15 protein-coding genes are annotated in these 18,302 nt (G+C 52.4%); 5 read left to right on the forward strand and 10 right to left on the reverse strand.

The annotated features are described in order from the left end of the window. The first annotated feature begins 17 nt into the window (after positions 1-17). Genes marR through marB form a run of 3 tightly spaced genes read left to right on the forward strand, consistent with a single transcriptional unit; the run spans position 18 to position 1,116 of the window. The gene (gene marR, locus LVQ79_RS17000; protein ID WP_064518793.1) at positions 18-452 is read left to right on the forward strand and encodes a multiple antibiotic resistance transcriptional regulator MarR; all 435 of its coding nucleotides are present in this window, start codon (positions 18-20) and stop codon (positions 450-452) included. A gap of 21 nt (positions 453-473) precedes the next feature. Further along, a complete protein-coding gene (marA, locus tag LVQ79_RS17005; RefSeq protein ID WP_064518792.1) occupies positions 474-848 on the forward strand; it encodes an MDR efflux pump AcrAB transcriptional activator MarA in 375 nt (124 codons plus the stop codon). A 52-nt stretch (positions 849-900) separates the two neighbouring features. Then, positions 901-1,116: a multiple antibiotic resistance regulatory protein MarB gene (gene marB, locus LVQ79_RS17010; protein WP_034455622.1), complete on the forward strand. Its 216-nt coding sequence runs from the start codon at positions 901-903 to the stop codon at positions 1,114-1,116. A gap of 45 nt (positions 1,117-1,161) precedes the next feature. Here marB and eamA read toward each other — a convergent pair whose 3' ends face one another. Beyond that, positions 1,162-2,055: an O-acetylserine/cysteine exporter gene (gene eamA, locus LVQ79_RS17015; protein ID WP_232865832.1), complete on the reverse strand. Its 894-nt coding sequence runs from the start codon at positions 2,053-2,055 to the stop codon at positions 1,162-1,164. Between the two features lie 188 nt (positions 2,056-2,243). On the opposite strand from eamA, the gene ydeE reads away from it, so the two are divergent. Then, complete coding sequence (gene ydeE / locus LVQ79_RS17020; RefSeq protein ID WP_232865900.1) at positions 2,244-3,446, forward strand: efflux MFS transporter YdeE; 1,203 nt, start codon at positions 2,244-2,246, stop codon at positions 3,444-3,446. Positions 3,447-3,486: 40 nt separating this feature from the next. Here the strand turns inward: ydeE and LVQ79_RS17025 are convergent, their stop codons facing one another. The 9 genes from LVQ79_RS17025 to atzF form a co-directional block, all read right to left on the reverse strand. Continuing rightward, positions 3,487-4,656: a GNAT family N-acetyltransferase gene (locus LVQ79_RS17025; RefSeq protein ID WP_232865833.1), complete on the reverse strand. Its 1,170-nt coding sequence runs from the start codon at positions 4,654-4,656 to the stop codon at positions 3,487-3,489. Positions 4,657-4,759: 103 nt separating this feature from the next. After that, positions 4,760-5,458: an urea ABC transporter ATP-binding subunit UrtE gene (gene urtE / locus LVQ79_RS17030; RefSeq protein ID WP_064518788.1), complete on the reverse strand. Its 699-nt coding sequence runs from the start codon at positions 5,456-5,458 to the stop codon at positions 4,760-4,762. A gap of 1 nt (position 5,459) precedes the next feature. After that, positions 5,460-6,257, reverse strand: coding sequence for an urea ABC transporter ATP-binding protein UrtD (urtD, locus tag LVQ79_RS17035; RefSeq protein ID WP_232865834.1), 798 nt, complete (start codon positions 6,255-6,257; stop codon positions 5,460-5,462). Continuing rightward, positions 6,257-7,330 (reverse strand): urea ABC transporter permease subunit UrtC, encoded by a 1,074-nt coding sequence (urtC, locus tag LVQ79_RS17040; RefSeq protein WP_232865835.1) that lies wholly within the window; start codon positions 7,328-7,330, stop codon positions 6,257-6,259. Before urtC ends, urtD begins: the two co-directional genes overlap by 1 nt. Further along, positions 7,330-8,820 (reverse strand): urea ABC transporter permease subunit UrtB, encoded by a 1,491-nt coding sequence (urtB, locus tag LVQ79_RS17045; protein WP_232865836.1) that lies wholly within the window; start codon positions 8,818-8,820, stop codon positions 7,330-7,332. Before urtB ends, urtC begins: the two co-directional genes overlap by 1 nt. Positions 8,821-8,910: 90 nt before the next feature. Then, positions 8,911-10,182 carry an urea ABC transporter substrate-binding protein gene (gene urtA / locus LVQ79_RS17050; protein ID WP_232865837.1) on the reverse strand — a complete coding sequence of 424 codons (1,272 nt, stop codon included), beginning with the start codon at positions 10,180-10,182 and terminating at the stop codon, positions 8,911-8,913. A 21-nt stretch (positions 10,183-10,203) separates the two neighbouring features. Beyond that, the gene (locus LVQ79_RS17055) at positions 10,204-10,884 is read right to left on the reverse strand and encodes a GntR family transcriptional regulator (protein ID WP_232865838.1); all 681 of its coding nucleotides are present in this window, start codon (positions 10,882-10,884) and stop codon (positions 10,204-10,206) included. Then, the gene (gene uca / locus LVQ79_RS17060; RefSeq protein ID WP_232865839.1) at positions 10,881-14,501 is read right to left on the reverse strand and encodes an urea carboxylase; all 3,621 of its coding nucleotides are present in this window, start codon (positions 14,499-14,501) and stop codon (positions 10,881-10,883) included. The genes LVQ79_RS17055 and uca overlap by 4 nt, the downstream gene beginning before the upstream one ends. 10 nt (positions 14,502-14,511) lie before the next feature. Continuing rightward, positions 14,512-16,308 carry an allophanate hydrolase gene (gene atzF / locus LVQ79_RS17065; protein ID WP_232865840.1) on the reverse strand — a complete coding sequence of 599 codons (1,797 nt, stop codon included), beginning with the start codon at positions 16,306-16,308 and terminating at the stop codon, positions 14,512-14,514. Between the two features lie 449 nt (positions 16,309-16,757). Here atzF and dtpB point away from each other — a divergent pair, with 449 nt between their 5' ends. After that, the gene (gene dtpB / locus LVQ79_RS17070; protein WP_232865841.1) at positions 16,758-18,236 is read left to right on the forward strand and encodes a dipeptide/tripeptide permease DtpB; all 1,479 of its coding nucleotides are present in this window, start codon (positions 16,758-16,760) and stop codon (positions 18,234-18,236) included. Positions 18,237-18,302: the final 66 nt, after the last annotated feature.

Raw genomic sequence — 18,302 nt, forward strand, 5'->3', positions numbered from 1 at the left:
TTGCCTGGGCAATCATAGTGAAAAGCACCAACGATCTGTTTAATGAAGTCATTCCTTTGGGGCGCCTTATCCATATGGTTAACCAGCATAAGGACCGCCTGCTAAACGATCACCTTTCCCCTCTCGATATCACCGCTACGCAATTTAAGGTGCTTTGCAGCATTTATTGCGAAGGGTGTTTGCAACCGGTGGAATTGAAGAAAGCGTTGTCGGTAGACCTCGGTGCGCTCACGCGCATGTTAGATCGCCTACTATCCAAAGGATGGATTGAACGCTTGCCCAACCCAAACGACAAACGCGGTGTGCTAGTACGACTGACTCCTGAAGGGAAAACGTTGTGCGAAAAATGCCATCAGCTTGTAGGGCAAAACCTGCATCAAGAGCTAACTAAAAACCTGACAGATGACGAAGTGAACACACTTTATCAACTGCTGACAAAAGTATTACCGTAAAACCTGAAAAGAGGTGAAACGATGTCCAGACGGAACAATGATGCCATAACAATTCAAAGCATTTTGGACTGGATAGAAGAGAATCTGGAAAACCCTCTGTCACTTGAGAAGGTTTCACAGCGTTCTGGCTACTCGAAGTGGCACCTGCAAAGGATGTTTAAAAAAGAGACTGGTCATTCATTAGGCCAATACATCCGCAATCGCAAATTGACCGAGATCGCCCTCATGCTTAAAGAGAGCAACGAGCCGATTCTCTATTTAGCAGAGCGTTATGGGTTTGAGTCACAACAGACACTCACCCGCACGTTCAAGAATTACTTCTCTGTGCCACCTCACAGATACCGCGTTGCGTGTTCAGGTGGCGAAGGAAAGTTTATTCACCCGCTAAATCATTAAAAAATTAACAAACGCTATGCAACCGTCTGGTTAAAACAGACACCGAGGATTTATGAAACGTTTTATCGGCGCTGTAAGCCTGGTACTGATTCTGGCTTCCGCTAACGCTCTGGCGGAGCAGCCCGGCAGTTTTAACGCCACCCAAAGCAATCACGGCGGGATGATTCTCCCTCCTTCTGACAACAATACCAATTGCAGTTCCCGCGATACGATTGGTGATAAATCAGAGTTGTTGGGTACGCCTTACTACCACGAAAGTACGCGCTAATTTCCGCATCTGGCGGGCGCACTTATGTTAGCCCGCCAGATGAAATTAACTGACTATCGCCCGTCTAATCCGCAAGCCAAAGACGTTAATATACAAGCCCCCCATAATCAGTAACGCCCCTGCCAACTGCGTGAACGACAGTGTTTCATCCAGTAACCACGCGGCACTCGCCATCCCCACCACTGGCACCAGCAACGACAATGGCGCAACTCGCCAGGTTTCATAGCGACCCAACAAACTTCCCCAAATGCCGTAACCAACAATCGTCGCCACGAAGGCCAGATATACCAGCGACAAAATCGTCGTCATATCAATGGCAATAAGGCTTTGCCACATCACGTTTGGGCCATCCAGCAGGTAACTGGCGGCAAAGAAGGGCAGCACCGGGATTAATGCGCTCCACACCACCAAAGACATAATCGGTGGACGAGACTCAAGTTGCATGATTTTTTTATTAAAGATATTCCCACATGCCCAACTAAGCGCCGCTGCCAACGTCAACATAAAACCGAGCAAGGCAACATGCTGCCCACCGAGACTGCCCTCAATCAACACCAGCACCCCGATCACCGCAAGCGTTATTCCCGCCAGCTGTTTACCTTGCAGGCGTTCCTGAAACACAAACGCACCAAGGATAATGGTGAAAAATGCCTGCGCCTGAAGTACCAGTGAAGCCAGTCCGGCGGGCATACCAAACTTGATTGCGCTAAACAGAAATGCAAACTGCCCAAAACTGATAGTCAGCCCGTAAGCGGCAAGCAGACGAAAGGGAATTTTAGGGCGCGCGACAAACAGCAATGCGGGGAAGGCAACCAGCAGAAAGCGCAGACCAGCCAGTAACAGCGGCGGCATATTATGTAGTCCCATTTTAATGACTACAAAATTAAGTCCCCACACTACAACTACCAGCATCGCCAGTAGCCCATCTTTACGCGTCATACCTTGCCCTCGGTTTATTGCAATTTTGTTAAAATCTAAGGCTATATCCAATCTGAAAACAGATACAGATCGCACTTTTAAGCATAAGCACAGAAAGCATTCCATGATAAACGCCATCTATACTTTGCCGATTCTTCATGCTAAATCTGAAATACATCTTCGTGAACATACTAAAAACACACAACAAAATGGTTTCTTTAGCAGCTCGTTTTTCTGGTAAGCAACTCTCCATCAGCGTTTTACTGCTCTCTTCGCTACTACTCACCGTAGGGCGTGGTCTGACACTGCCATTTATGACCATTTATCTATCCCGGCAGTACGGTATGCCGTTAAGCGAAATTGGTATGGCGTTGACCATCGCGCTTACGGCGGGTGTGGTGTTTAGCCTATGGTTTGGCATTCTCGCGGATAAATTCGACAAGAAAATATACATGCTGTTGTCGATAGTGATTTTCCTCGGCGGCTTTATCGCTATTCCGCTGGTGAATAGCGCCGTTCTGGTGGTGGTGTTCTATTCACTCATAAACTGCGCGTATTCAGTATTTGCTACGGTGCTGAAAGGGTACTTTTCTGACACGTTAGAAATTCACCAAAAGCCGAAAATCTTCTCGCTTAATTACACCTGCGCCAATATCGGCTGGACGGTTGGCCCACCAATCGGCACCCTGGCGGTGCTCTACAGCACCAACCTGCCATTCTGGCTCTCAGGTCTAACCGCAATAATCCCGTTTATCGTGATTAGCCGCTATGTGCATAGCGTGCCGGTTGCCCCTTCGCGTTCTACCGATGGGGCGGTACTTTCCCCGCGGCAGATGCTTAAAGACAAGGCATTGATGTATTTCACCTTGTCCGCATTTCTTGGTTCGCTGGTGTTTGGCTCTTTTGCTGCATGTTTATCTCAATACGCGATTGCGATCTCTGATTCAGATTTGGCACAAAAAGTGGTGGGTGTGGTACTGCCGGTGAATGCTTTTGTGGTGGTAGTTTTCCAGTATATGGTCGGCAAACGCATTCGCCCGGACAACATCAAAAAGTTGATGGGCTACGGTACGCTGTTTTTCATGGTGGGTCTGGCAGGTTTTATGATCTCAGGCGATAACCTGCTGTTATGGGGAGTCTCTGCGGCAGTGTTTACATTGGGTGAGCTAATATTTGCGCCAGGTGAATACATGCTGGTTGATAACATTGCACCTGAAGGACTTAAAGCGAGTTATTTCTCGGCGCAGCAGTTGGGTTGGTTAGGCGGTGCATGTACCCCGCTGTTCACCGGCTTGATGCTGACCTGGTTCCCACCATCGATGTTATTCGTAGCATTGATGGTGGCGATTGCACTGGCCTATCTGATGATTGTGAAAGGAATGGCGGTGAAACCGCAGTTGGTTCTCAATTAAATGGTGGATGTCGCTTCGCGAATCCACCCGAAATAGCTGGCTATAAATTTTTGCGATACTGAATAAACCCAGGCTTATCCGCCAACTTGTCGTATAACGCCTGGCCTGCCGCATTGGTTTCATGGGTATGCCAATACACTCGCCCGCAACCTTTTGATTGCGCATGCTGATAAACACCTTCAATCAGTGCCCGGCCAACCCCTTTGCCACGCGAATCAGGTGCGGTAAACAGATCTTCAAGATAGCAATGATCCTCGGCCGACCAGGTGCCACGGTGATAAACCATATGCACAATACCAACCATTTTACCCTGCTCATCAAATGCGCCGAGCGCATACATCGGCTCGGCGACATCAAGCATTCGCTGCCATGTCAATTTAGTGACAGCGTCACTTATTTGCGAGTTGTAAAATGTCAGGTACCCCTGCCATAACGCAACCCACTGTGTGTAATCGCTTTGAACCAGAGCGCGCACCTGAACCGCATGTTTGGCCTGGATTGGACGATTGCTCATCAGACTTGCACGGATCTGGGCCAGCCCCTGCTTCTGCACGCCGCCAGCCATATTTTCAAAACTCAGCCACCCTTCAAAAGCCTGCTGAATTTGCGGCCATTCGCTATCGAGAATTGAAAACCACGCAGTATCTCGAGTGCGCTGTTTGTACACTACCGCCTGGCGGAACAGCCCTTCATAACGGAAACCAAGGCGAATAGCCGCATGGCGCGATGGGCCATTCAGGCTGTCACACTTCCACTCATAACGACGGTAACCCAGCTCAAAGGCGTACTTCATTAACAGGTAATGAGCTTCGGTTGCCTGAACAGTGCGCTGTAATAATGGGGAGTACATAACGAAACCGACTTCTATCACACCATTTGCCGGGTCAATGCGCATTAGAGACAGAGTGCCCAGCGCATCGCCGCTTTGGGTATCAACCACTGCGTAATGTATGGGATCGTGGCTTTGCGTCGCGCTCTCTATGAAATCGGCAAATTGCTGAAGGCCCACAAAGGGACCAACACTCAAATACGTCCAGCCGCTGTTGTCTTTTGCAGTACTCCACGCAGCCCAAAGTGAAGCGGTATGAGAAGGTGCCAGCGGTTCAAGGCGGCAATAACGCCCTTCCAGCACTACACGCTGTGGTCGCGGGCAAGGCTGCCAATCCGGAAGTGCATGGCCAACCGGTTGTTGATGTTCATTTATAGTCAATTCAGGCCTCCACGGGCGCAATAACGATAAGTTACCTGAATATAAACAAGTTATGGCATAACAAACAGAGCCATAAATTTTGTGGTAAACCAGACCATAATATCTAAATTGCCACCAGCCCCCTGACCCCATCGGTTTCCATATCGGTACCCTTGCCACGCTGGATAATCGAACCGCGCGACATCACCAAATAGTTATCGGCAAGCTGTGCGGCAAAATCATAAAACTGTTCCACCAGCAAAATAGCCATATCACCTTTAGCGGCAAGGCTGCCAATAACCTGACCGATCTCCTTAATTACCGATGGCTGAATCCCCTCTGTTGGTTCGTCCAGAATCAATAATTGTGGTTTACATGCCAGCGCACGACCTATTGCCAGCTGCTGCTGTTGTCCACCAGAGAGATCGCCACCGCGCCGTTGTTTCATCTCTTTAAGCACAGGGAAAAGCTGGTAAATTTCTTCAGGTACCTGCTTTGCATCTCGCCCTGCAAAGCGTGAAAGCCCCATCAGCAGGTTTTCCTCCACCGTCAGACGCGGGAATATTTCGCGCCCTTGCGGCACATAGGCAATTCCCGCCTGCACACGCTGGTGCGGCTTGCGGCTGGTGATGTTGTTCTGCTGCCAGTTTACGCTGCCGGATTTTGCCGGGATCAGCCCCATCAGGCATTTCAATAGCGTACTTTTTCCCACGCCATTGCGCCCCAGCAGGCAGGTGACTTCGCCGATTTTGGCCTCAAAGGAGACACCACGCAGAATATGGCTGCCGCCATAGTATTGGTTTAGATCGTTGACCTGTAACATTTCATCTCCCCAAATACACTTCAATCACCTGCTCGTTGGCCTGCACTTCACGTAGCGAACCTTCCGCCAGCACCTGGCCCTGATGCAATACCGTAACGTGATCGGCAATGGTTTCCACAAAGCCCATGTCATGTTCCACCACCATCAACGAATGCTTACCCGCCAGCCCGCGAAACAGCTCGGCGGTATACTCGGTTTCGGCATCCGTCATGCCTGCTGCGGGTTCATCAAGCAGCAGCAAATGCGGTTCCTGCACCAGTAGCATGCCGATTTCGAGAAACTGTTTTTGCCCGTGGGAAAGCAGCCCGGCTTTGCGATGGCGTTCCGCCCCAAGGCGCAAAGTCGCCAGCATTTCGTCAATGCGATCCCGCTGTTCAGAGTTGAGTTTCGCCCGCAGGCTCGCCCACACCGACTTATCGGTTTTCTGCGCAATCTCCAGGTTTTCAAACACCGTCAGCGCTTCAAACACCGTCGGCTTCTGGAATTTACGTCCGATGCCGCGTTGAGCGATATCAGCCGGTTCTAAATGCAGCAAATCGGTCGATTGGTCGTAAAAAGCCCGCCCGCTTTGCGGTTTGGTTTTCCCGGTAATCACATCCATCAATGTCGTTTTACCGGCACCATTCGGGCCTATCACACAACGTAATTCGCCAACGCCAATATTGAGCGACAAATCCGTCAGCGCTTTGAAGCCGTCAAAACTGACATTAATGTTTTCCAGCATCAGCACCGGATCGGTTTGATCGCGGAATCGGTCAGCCTCGTACTGTCGAGTAAACAGCGGTTCACCTGGTTGCATTATTTTTCTCCCTTACGCAGCAAGCCAATTACACCGCGCGGTAAAAACAGGGTAACGACGATAAAAATCAGCCCAAGGAACAGCTGCCAGTATTCCGGCACCGCCATGGTGAAATAGCTTTTTGCACCATTGACTAGACCCGCACCGAGGATCGGGCCGATCAACGTCCCGCGCCCGCCGAGTGCCACCCAGATAGCCGCTTCGATAGAGTTGGTTGGCGACATTTCACCAGGGTTGATGATGCCAACCTGTGGCACATACAACGCCCCCGCCAGCCCGCAAAGTACCGCAGATAACGTCCATACCAGCAGTTTGAAACCTTTCGGATCGTAGCCGCAGAACACCAGGCGATTTTCCGCATCGCGCACCGCCGTTAATACCCGCCCAAACTTGCTGCGTGCGAGTGCAAAACCGATTCCGAGGCTCGCCAGCAACAATAACACCGTGGCGATAAACAACCCGATGCGCGTGCCCGTGGCGGTAATCGGCATGCCTAAAATAGTGGTGAAACCGGTGAAGCCGTTATTGCCGCCAAAGCCGGTTTCATTACGAAAGAACAGCAGCATTCCGGCGTAGGTCAGCGCCTGGGTCATAATCGAGAAATAGACGCCTTTGATTTTTGAGCGGAAGGCAAAAAAACCAAACACCAACGCGAGCAGCCCCGGCACCAGCACAATCAGTGCCAACGCCCAGGCAAAATGCTGAGTGCCCCACCAGAACCACGGCAGTTGCTCCCAGGAAAGGAACGACATAAACGCGGGTAGCCCGTCGCCTGCGGCCTGGCGCATCAGATACATTCCCATCGCGTAGCCGCCAAGGGCAAAGAAAATGCCGTGCCCAAGAGACAACAGTCCGGCATAGCCCCATACCAAATCCAGTGCAACCGCAACGGTGGCATAACAGAGGATTTTACCGACCAGGGTCAGCGTGTAAGTTGAAAGACTCAGTGGATGACTGGCTGGCAACAGCGTCAGAAACGGCAATGTCAGCATCAGCACCACAATCAGCGCCCCCAGCACCATTGAGATGCGCGGAGCTTTGCGGGTGAGTGTTAACGTTAGCGGTTGGCTCATCAGTCAATAACCCTCCCTTTCAGGGCGAACAGGCCTTGCGGGCGTTTTTGAATAAACAGAATAATCAGCACAAGGATGAGGATTTTACCCAGCACCGCGCCAATTTGCGGTTCCAGTATTTTATTGAAGATACCCAGCCCGAATGCCGCAGCCACGGTTCCCGCCAGTTGCCCTACACCGCCGAGTACCACCACCAGGAAGGAGTCGATAATGTAGCCTTGTCCCAGTTCAGGGCCTACATTGCCAAGCTGCGACAGCGCTACGCCGCCAAGGCCCGCTATGCCTGAACCCAGCCCAAACGCTAGCATATCCACGCGCCCGGTTGGCACGCCGCAACAGGCCGCCATAGCACGGTTTTGGGTCACGGCTCGCACATTCATGCCAAGACGAGTTTTGTTCAGCAGCAGCCAGGTAAACAGCAAAACCAGCATCACAAAGCCAATTACTACCAGGCGGTTCCACGGCAAAATCAGGTTCGGCAGCACTTGTACGCCACCAGACAGCCACGCAGGGTTGGCGACTTCCATGTTTTGCGCACCAAACACCATGCGCACAATCTGAATCAGCATCAGGCTGATGCCCCATGTCGCAAGCAGTGTTTCCAGTGGGCGACCGTACAAATGGCGAATCACCGTGCGTTCCAGCGCCATACCGATTCCGGCAGTAATCGCAAACGCGACGGGCAACGCGACAATCGGGTAAAACGTCAGCCATGCCGGGGCGTAGTGCTGAAAGACGCTTTGCACCAGCCATGCGGAGTAAGCTCCCAACATCAGCATTTCGCCGTGCGCCATATTAATCACGCCCAGCAAACCGTAGGTAATCGCAAGCCCGAGTGCAGCCAACAGCAAAATAGAACCTAACGAAATCCCCATAAACGCCTGACCGAGAATGTCGCCGAGCATTAAACGATGCTGAATTTTTTGCAGTCCTTCACTGGCGGCTTTGCGAACCTGCGCATCGGGTTCGGTCTGTGCGTCAGTCAGCGGTTTGAGCAATGCTTGCGTATCGGGATCGGCAGAATGGCTCAGGAGTTCGACCGCATTTAAGCGCACTTTGGCATCAGTGCTGGCCAGCTGAAGTTGGGCAATCGCGCCTTCAAGAGCGGTGCGAACATTGTCGTCAGTCTCGATTTTGAGCCGCTGTTCCAACAAGGGAAGCTGGTCTGGTTGCGCCTCGCGTTGTAAAACTATCGCTGACTGCAAACGTTGAGTGACGTTGTCACTCAACAATTGATGGCTGGCAAGCGCACTGCCTACAAGAACGCGTAACCGATTAGTCAGGCGCACTTTTTTATCATTAATCACCAGATTTTCTTGCGCCAGAGCGTTGAGTAACGGTAAGCGTTTTGCATCCGGTGCCGCCGCCCAGGTTTGCAGCAGTTTCGCCTGTTGCGTGCGGTTCGCCGCGGCAAAATCTTCGGCATCTCCGGCCTGGGCGAAACACGGCAGCAGCCAGGCCATGATTAACAGCCAGCGTACATATTTCATGGGCGTCTCCTGGAATTTTTGGTGGATGACGCTGCGCTTATCCCCTACAAACTCGGGTAAGCCGTAGCGTCATCCGACGCGGGTTTTACTTTAGTTGCTCGCCATTTTCACCGGCTCGTCAGACTTCTTGTCGTTGCCAGCAATGAACGGACTCCACGGCTGTGCGCGTACCGGTGCATCGGTCTGCCACACTACGTTGAACTGCCCGTTGCCTTCGATTTCACCAATCATCACCGGCTTATGCAGATGGTGGTTGGTGGCGTCCATAGTGAGCGTAAAACCAGATGGCGCTTTGTAGGTTTGCCCCGCCATCGCCGCGCGTACTTTGTCGACATCCGTGGTTCCGGCTTTCTCCACCGCCTGCGCCCACATATGAATGCCGACATATGTCGCTTCCATCGGGTCGTTGGTCACTACCGTGTCGGCGTTCGGCAATTTATGGGCTTTGGCGTAGGCCTTCCATTCGGCGACAAACGCCTTGTTGGTTGGGTTATCCACGGATTCGAAGTAGTTCCACGCCGCCAGGTTGCCGACCAACGGTTTGGTGTCGATACCGCGCAACTCTTCCTCACCGACCGAGAACGCCACTACCGGCACATCGGTGGCTTTCAGGCCCTGGTTGGCGAGTTCTTTGTAGAACGGTACGTTGGAGTCGCCGTTAATGGTGGAGATAACCGCGGTTTTGCCGCCTGCGGAGAATTTCTTAATGTTGGAAACAATGGTCTGGTAATCGCTATAGCCAAACGGGGTATAAACTTCTTCGATGTCTTTATCCTGCACGCCTTTGGAATGCAGGAACGCGCGCAGAATCTTGTTGGTGGTGCGCGGATAAACGTAATCGGTGCCCAACAGGAAGTAGCGTTTCGCCGCCCCACCATCCTCGCTCATAAGGTATTCCACCGCTGGAATTGCCTGCTGGTTAGGTGCAGCGCCCGTGTAGAACACGTTTGGCGACATCTCTTCACCTTCGTACTGCACAGGGTAGAACAGCAGCCCGTTCAGCTCTTCAAATACCGGCAACACAGACTTGCGCGATACCGATGTCCAACAGCCGAACACCACCGCCGCTTTGTCCTGGCTCAGTAACTGGCGTGCTTTTTCAGCGAACAGCGGCCAGTTGGAGGCCGGGTCAACCACCACCGGTTCGAGCTGTTTACCGAGCACGCCGCCTTTGGCGTTAATGTCAGCAATGGTCATCAGCGCCACATCTTTGAGCGGCGTTTCAGAAATCGCCATCGTGCCGGACAGCGAGTGCATGATGCCCACTTTGATGGTGTCGGCGGCCTGAGCGCTAAACGCCAGACCCATGCTGATAACGGACGCAGAAAGCGCAAAAGCTTTAACAAATGTACGACGGTGCATAGTCTTCACTCCCAAAGTGTATTAACGAATAACCCCATGCTTCGCCTGATGAAGCATATGGAGAGTAATTTGACGGACCTCTTTCTGACTTGCGGCTATATGGTCGTGTAAACGGGTCTGCGCCTCCTGAAGTTGACGGTTCAAAATGGCGAGCAAAATCTGTCCATGCTCGAGATATGTGGCACTTACGCGCGGTCGCTTGGTGAAATCCAGCCGCCGCACAATACGAATTTTTTCGGTGATTTCGCGATGTACCCGCGCCATTTCCGGGTTTCCTGTGGCCTCAACCATCGTCATATGGAACACCTCGTCATGGCTGGCAACTTCAGCGCCATCGGCCAGTTGCGGTGCATCAATCCAGAACTGCTTTAACGCCTGTAACGGTAGCGGGCGCACTTCGGCGGGCAACATACACAGCCGTTTTACGGCTTCGAGCTCCAGCACAATGCGCAGATCGTAGAGCGACTCCAGATGGTCGAAATCCACCGCTTTAATTTGCCAACCACTACGCGGCTGCACTTCGACATATCCTTCTTGCTCCAGCGCATACAGCGCCTGTCGCACCGGCGTACGGCTCGCCGCCATACGCACCGCAATGTCGTTTTCGCTAAAGCGATCCCCTGGCAGAAGCTGGAAATCGAAGATTTCCTGTTTCAATAAGCGGTAGATACGCTCGGCGATGCCTTCGGGTTTCTTATTCACACCGCATCCAGCCACAGCAACGCATCACCGGGCCCTACCTGGCGACCCTGCTGGCAACTGATACGAATAACGGTGCCATCGCAAGGTGCGCTCACCATCAACTCCATCTTCATGGCTTCCACCACGATCAGCGGCTCTCCCTGCTTAACAACTTGTCCTGGTTCCACAAGGATCTTCCAGATATTACCGTTGAGATCCGCGCTCACCAGCTGACCTGGCTGGTCTTCAACCACCTCTTGTGCCACTGACATTGCGCTCTCGACGGCGGCACTTTCCTGCTCCTTCCAGTGCGCGACTTCACTGACAAACGCTCGCTGTTGGCGTGAGCGGAAATCAGCAATGTCGTCGGCGTTGTCGGCAAGGAAGGTGTTGTAAGCGGCAAAATCAAACTCGACCTCTTCAACACGCACCTGGGCACGTCCTTCACGGAAGGTGGTGCGAAATTCGCTCAGTTCGTCTTCGCTGACCGGATAGAAACGCACCTGGTCGAAGAACTTCAGCAGCCATGGTTCGTCGCCAAACTGTTCGTTCTTGAGGAATTTGTTCCAGATAGGCAACGTGCGCCCTACCAACTGGTATCCACCCGGTGAATCCATGCCGTAGATGCACATATACATGCCACCGATACCCACGGTGCCTTCGGCAGTCCAGGTGCGGGCCGGGTTATATTTCGAGCTAAGCAGGCGGTGGCGTGGGTCGAGCGGCACCGCGCACGGTGCACCCAGGTACACATCCCCAAGGCCGAGAATCAGGTAGCTTGCATCAACGAGGATCTGCTTCACTTCGTCGCGGTGCGCCAGCCCATTGGTGCGCTGAATAAAATCGACGTTATTGGGCAGCCACGGTGCATCGGCACGCACGGTTTCTTTGTAACGCTCAACAGCGGCGAGCGTGGCGCTGTCTTCAAAGGCCATCGGCAGGTGCACAATGCGCGACGGGATCTTAAGTTTCGTGACATCGCCCAGCTGTTTTTCCAGGCTTAATAACAGCGTCAGTAATTGCGACTGGGAAATATGCTGGCTGTCGTAACGCACTTGCAGCGAACGCACGCCCGGCGAAAGCTCTTCAATACCGGAAACACTGGCCTGCTTGATGGCTTTCATCAGCAGATAAATACGCAGGCGCAGCGCCAGATCCAGCACGTTGTCGCCGTATTCGATAAGCACGTAGTTGTCACCCGCCTGGCGATAAACCACGGCGGGTAAATCACTCTGCGCATCCAGTTCTGCGAGAATCGCCGCACTTGAGGTAGTAGTCGGTGTAATCGACGGATGCAAATCCGGCAGATTTAGCACATGCAGCAAATTGGTAACCGCCACGTCCTGGGCTATTTCCAACGACTGCGCATGTTCAAAGGTAATCGCGTGGAAGCGAATTCGGTCACCAGGTTTCACCTGCCCGACTTTCCACAGTTCCGCTTTCGCGATGGTAACCGGGCATACAAACCCGCCCAGGCTTGGGCCGTCACGCGTCAGGATCACCGGGAAGTCACCGGTAAAGTTCACCGCGCCAATCGCGTATTCACAATCATGAACGTTGGAAGGATGCAGCCCCGCTTCGCCACCGTCAGCCCGCGTCCATTGAGGTTTAGGGCCGACTAAACGCACGCCAAGGCGGTTCGAGTTGTAGTGAACCTGCCACTCGCTTTCAAAGAAAGTTTGCATGGATTCAGGGGTGAAGAAATCAGGTGCACCATGCGGCCCGTATAACACTCCGATTTCCCACACATCGCTGTATTGCGGGATAACTGCCGGTTCCGGGGTTTGTGGCAGTGAAATTGGTGCCGGTGTGGTGCACGCAGGTAAACACGGTTGGGAAATCGCCAGCACATCTGCCACGCGCAAAGTACGTCCGGCGTGGCCGCCGAATTGCCCAAGGGCAAAGGTCGAACGGCTACCGAGATAAACAGGCACGTCGAAACCATTGCGTACCGCCAGATAAGTTCGGCAACCGGAAGTCGCCCGCCCGAGTTTCAGCGTCTGCCCCGCTTTGACAATCACCGGTTGCCAGTATGGGATCGCTTCATCATCCAGCGTTGCCGGGCAATCAGCACCGGTTAATGCGATGGTCGCCGCGCTATGAAAGCGGAGCGTCGGCCCCTGTAGCGTAAATTCGAGCCCTGCGGCAGACGGATGATTCCCCACAATGCGGTTTGCGAGACGGAACGCAAAATCGTCCATTGGCCCAGACGGTGGCACACCGATATCCCAGTAACCAAGACGCCCAGGGCTATCCTGCACGCTGCTCCAGGTGCCGGGCTCCAGCACTTCAATGGCATGAGCCTGATAAACCACATCATCCAGCAGACGCGTCCACATCACCCCGGCTTTAAATTCCGCCATTTGGACAATTTGACGCAGGTAATCGAGATTGGTCGCAATACCGTGCAAACGTGTAGCGGCTAAAGCCGTGTTCAGTTTACTTAACGCCTGCTGACGATCGTCGCCATAAACGATCACTTTAGCGATCATTGGATCGTAGAACGCGCTGACTTCGCTTCCGGTACTTACCCAACCATCAACGCGCACATCTTCCGGGAAGAAAACATCAGTCAGCACGCCCGGACTTGGCTGGAAGTTTTTCAGCGCATCTTCGGCGTAAATACGTACTTCAATGGCGGCCCCTTTTGGCGGCTGCGCCATGCGTTGCCAGTCAAGCGTGACGCCTGCTGCCACGTTGATCATGCACTCGATAAGATCCAGCCCGGTGACCATTTCGGTGACCGGATGCTCGACCTGCAAGCGGGTATTCACTTCGAGGAAATAGAACGCATCACGGGCGGCGTCATAGATAAATTCCACGGTGCCTGCGCTGCGGTAATTCACCGATTCCCCCAGAGCCACGGCTGCTGCATGAATAGCTTCTCGGGTGGCTTGCGGCAAATTGGGTGCTGGAGTTTCTTCCACCACTTTCTGGTTACGGCGTTGCAATGAGCAATCACGCTCACCGAGTGCCACGACTTTGCCTTTGCCATCGCCAAAAATCTGTACTTCCAGGTGACGTGCGCGGTCAACAAAACGCTCAATAAATACGCCATCGTCGCTGAAAAACTGCTGACCCATGCGTTTTACGCTCGACCAGGCTTCAACCAGGCTCGCGTCATCTTCACAGCGCGTCAGCCCAATCCCCCCGCCGCCTGCGGTGGTTTTCAGCATCACCGGGTAGCCAATTTCAGCCGCCGCAAGTTGTGCCTCTTTCAGGGTCAGCAACAAGCCCGTTCCGGGCGTCATCGGTACGTCAGCTTTAAAGGCCAGTTCACGCGCACGGTGTTTCAGGCCAAAGTCACGAATTTGTTCGGCGGTTGGGCCGATGAACACCAGCCCGTTATCAGCACAGGCTTGGGCAAACTCCGCGCGTTCCGACAAAAATCCGTAGCCAGGGAATATCGCCTGCGCACCGCTCGCTTTAGCAGCGGCAACGATCTTCTCAATATCGAGGTAACTGTCCGCTGCTTTTTCGCCACCCAGCGCAATCGCCACATCGGCATCAATTACATGCTGCGCGTTAGCATCAGGGTCGGAGTAAACAGCAACGCTGCCAATACCCATTTTTTTAAGCGTTTTAATTGCCCGAACGGCAATTTCACCGCGGTTAGCTATCAACACAGAGCTAAACATTGTCGTCTCCTTAAGCGCTATGGTGGCGGGCAAGCCAGGCTTTCCAGCCGCCCCACGCGGTGATATCCGTGGCATCAGAGAGTGCTGCAGGTTCGCAGATAAACCCTTTCACGTTGCGACCATCTTCAAGCGCCAATGTGCCAATCCCCAGAGGGGCCGGGATTTCCGCCACAAACTCACCAAAGCGCGCCAGCGGGATATCCCAAAGCTCCACGGCAATCGGCTGCCCTTCGGAACTACGTGCAAGGCCCGGTTTCGGCGGCTGAGTGTTGGCAAGCGCGTAGAGGCGGTAATTGGCAGCGGTGTGCGATTCTTCGATAAACACCGCATTACGCGTGGTGAGCTGGTGGTTAAGCGGCATTCCGCGCAGATGTGCGCCCACCACAGCAACGCGAACGTGATTGGCTGATGGTTTTTCGGCATTACTCGCAGGCAGCGTTTTATCGGTCGCGCCCAATGGCAAATTCAGCGCCTGCTGCCAGCTTTTCCCGAAGTGGCTAAGCGCCTGGTCATGCCATGCGGGTGCGATAAGCGTTATCCCGGCAGGGATTCCATCTGCGCGGAAATCACCCGGCAGTGCCAAAGCACAAAGGTCAGCCAGGTTAGTGAAGTTGGTATAAGTCCCAAACTGAGAGTTGTAGCGCACCGGTTCCTGCGCCATTTCAGCGAGGGTATGAATGGTCGGAGACGTTGGCACCACCAGCGCGTCAAACTCGCTGAGCTGTGCGTTAATTTTCTGCGCCAGCTCAGCACGGGTGTATTCCGCCTGCCAGGCATCGCAGGCCGTGTAATTCAGACCATTTGCCACAATGCCGCGCACGGTTGGGTCCATGGCTTCAGGCATGTTTTTTAAAATTTCGCCAACCGCCACGGTGCGCTCAGCCACCCACGCGCCGTAATACAGTTGCTCGGCTAACTGGTTAAAGGCGCTGAAATCAATCGGCACCAGTTCCGCACCTTGCTGTTGCAGACGCGCCAGGGTTTTGGCGAATGCGTTTTCGCTTAAGGTGTCGCCGAAAAATTCAAGACGGTCGGGAATGGCAAAACGGAGTTTTTCACTAAAGCGTGCCGGAGCAGTTTGCGGGTTGTTTCGAGAGTACGGATCTTGTGGATCGTAGCCACCAGCAACGGCGGCAACGGTTTGTGCATCTTCAACGGTTAACGCGAACACCGAAACACAGTCATTCAGGCGACACGCGGGGACAACGCCTGAGGTAGAAATCCAACCTTTGGTCGGTTTCAGGCCGACGATATTGTTAAAACCAGCCGGGACGCGCCCGGAACCTGCGGTGTCGGTTCCCAGCGAGAAACACACCAGGCCGCGTGCAACCACAGACGCCGAGCCCGAACTCGAACCACCGCTGACATATTCCGGGTTAAAGGTATTTTTCACCGCACCAAACGGTGAACGTGTGCCGACTAACCCGGTCGCGAACTGGTCGAGGTTAGTTTTACCTACCACAATTGCACCAGCCGCTTTCAGGTGTGCGATTACCGTCGCATCTTTTTCTGGTGTGTAGGTAAAAGCGGGACATGCGGCGCTGGTGGGCATTCCGGCGACATCAATATTATCTTTCGCCGCGAAAGGAACGCCTAATAAAGGAAAATCGGTCGCTTGTTTTTCACCAGAATTAATCGCCTGAAAAACCGTGGTTAATTGCGCATAGATTTCGTCATGCGTCGCAATATATATCCAGGCGTTATCATCACGGGATAAATCTGCATCTAATTGCTGATATGCCGCTACAAGTTGTTGCGGATGCTGGCGGTAACTGGCTACCCATTCAGACAAAGTCGCTACTGACATAAACTGGAATCCCATCTGGTATACAAGATGAGATCAATAAAGCATTTAGCGTGCCAGGTATTTACGGCGCTGATAATCAAGAGATTTAAATATACCTAACAACGCATCATTCATTTTTCGCACTCTTATAGAGCGAAGGATTAAGTTATTTATCCAGAAAGGTGCAAATAAACAATGTCATATTATTTTCTTATGTTTATTAATAAATCGGTCGTTTTGTAGAGCGGATAACCGCGGCTCACATAAAAAATGCCATACTCATGATTTGATAGTGTGATCAACCACCAGGAAAGCAAATTAACCATACAATACCCTTATTATTGTCTTAAATACGGCATTAACACCGAATTCGGATGCGCAAAATAGAATACGATTCCATCACAGATCGAACTTAGGTATAGCGCCAATAGCTGCTTATACTTCCTTAAAATGTCTAAAGGCCAACGAACATGAATAAGCCCGCCTCTACCGGTTTATTGCAGCAACCTAAACCGTTTTTTATGATTTTTTTTGTTGAGTTATGGGAGCGTTTTGGATACTACGGCGTGCAAGGTATTCTGGCCGTTTTCTTCGTTAAAGAGCTCGGTTTTTCACAGGAACAGGCCTTTGTTACCTTTGGTGCCTTTGCCGCTCTGGTTTACGGGCTGATCTCAATCGGTGGTTACGTTGGCGATCATTTATTAGGAACAAAACGCACGATGGTTCTTGGTGCCGTGGTACTAGCGCTGGGCTACTTTATGACCGGTTTGTCGCTGCATAATCCTGATATGATCTTTATTGCCCTGGGCACCATTGCGGTGGGCAACGGGCTATTTAAAGCCAACCCGGCCAGTCTGCTTTCGAAATGTTATCCGCCAAAAGATCCCCGTCTGGACGGCGCATTCACCCTCTTTTACATGTCTATCAACATCGGTTCTTTGTTGTCTTTGTCTCTTGCTCCCGTCATTGCCAACAAATATGGCTACGCCGTTACCTACAACCTGTGCGGCATTGGCTTAGTCTTCGCATTGCTGGTTTATTTCTGCTGCCGTGGCATGGTGCGCGACATCGGCTCGGAACCAGATAGCAAGCCGATGAGCTACAAAAACTTACTGCTGGTTTTAGCGGGAACTGTGCTGATGATTTACGTTTGTGCCTGGCTGATGCATAACGTAAAAGTGGCCAATATTGTGTTAATTGTGCTGTCCATTATCGTGATTTTCCTCTTCTTCCGTGAGGCCGCGAAGCAAAACAAAAGCGATCGCAACCGCATGTACGTCGCTTTTGTGCTGATGATTGAAGCGGTACTGTTTTACATTCTGTATGCCCAGATGCCGACATCGCTGAACTTCTTTGCTATCAATAACGTGCGCCATGATATTCTCGGTTTTACTATCAACCCCGTCAGTTTTCAGGCTCTGAACCCATTCTGGGTGGTGGTCGCCAGCCCTATTCTGGCTTCGCTGTATACCCGTTTTGGTGCCAAAGGCAAAGATCTGACGATGCCTGCCAAATTCACTCTCGGCATGTTCCTGTGTTCGTTAGGCTTTTTAACTGCCGCCGCCGCTGGTATGTGGTTTGCTGACGCGCAAGGGCTGACCTCACCATGGTTTATCGTGCTGGTGTATTTGTTCCAGAGTTTGGGTGAACTGATGATAAGCGCGTTAGGTTTAGCAATGGTCGCAGCGCTGGTGCCGCAAACTATGATGGGCTTTATTCTCGGGATGTGGTTCCTGACCCAGGCCGCGGCCTTCCTGCTTGGCGGCTACGTTGCCACCTTCACGGCAGTGCCAGAATCCCTTAACGATCCGCTGCAAACGCTGCCGATTTATACTGGTGTGTTCAGCAAAATTGGCATCACGACCTTTGTTATCGCGCTGATTATGGCCGCAATGGTGCCGTGGCTAAACCGTATGATGAATATGCAACCGGAAGTGAAAACCGCTTAACTTCTTCGTCTTTGTTTCTTATCACGCCGCCTTCAACGAAGGCGGTTTGTGATAACACTTTCTGAA

Source organism: Buttiauxella cochleicola (genome assembly GCF_021282405.1).
GTDB lineage: Bacteria > Pseudomonadota > Gammaproteobacteria > Enterobacterales > Enterobacteriaceae > Buttiauxella > Buttiauxella massiliensis.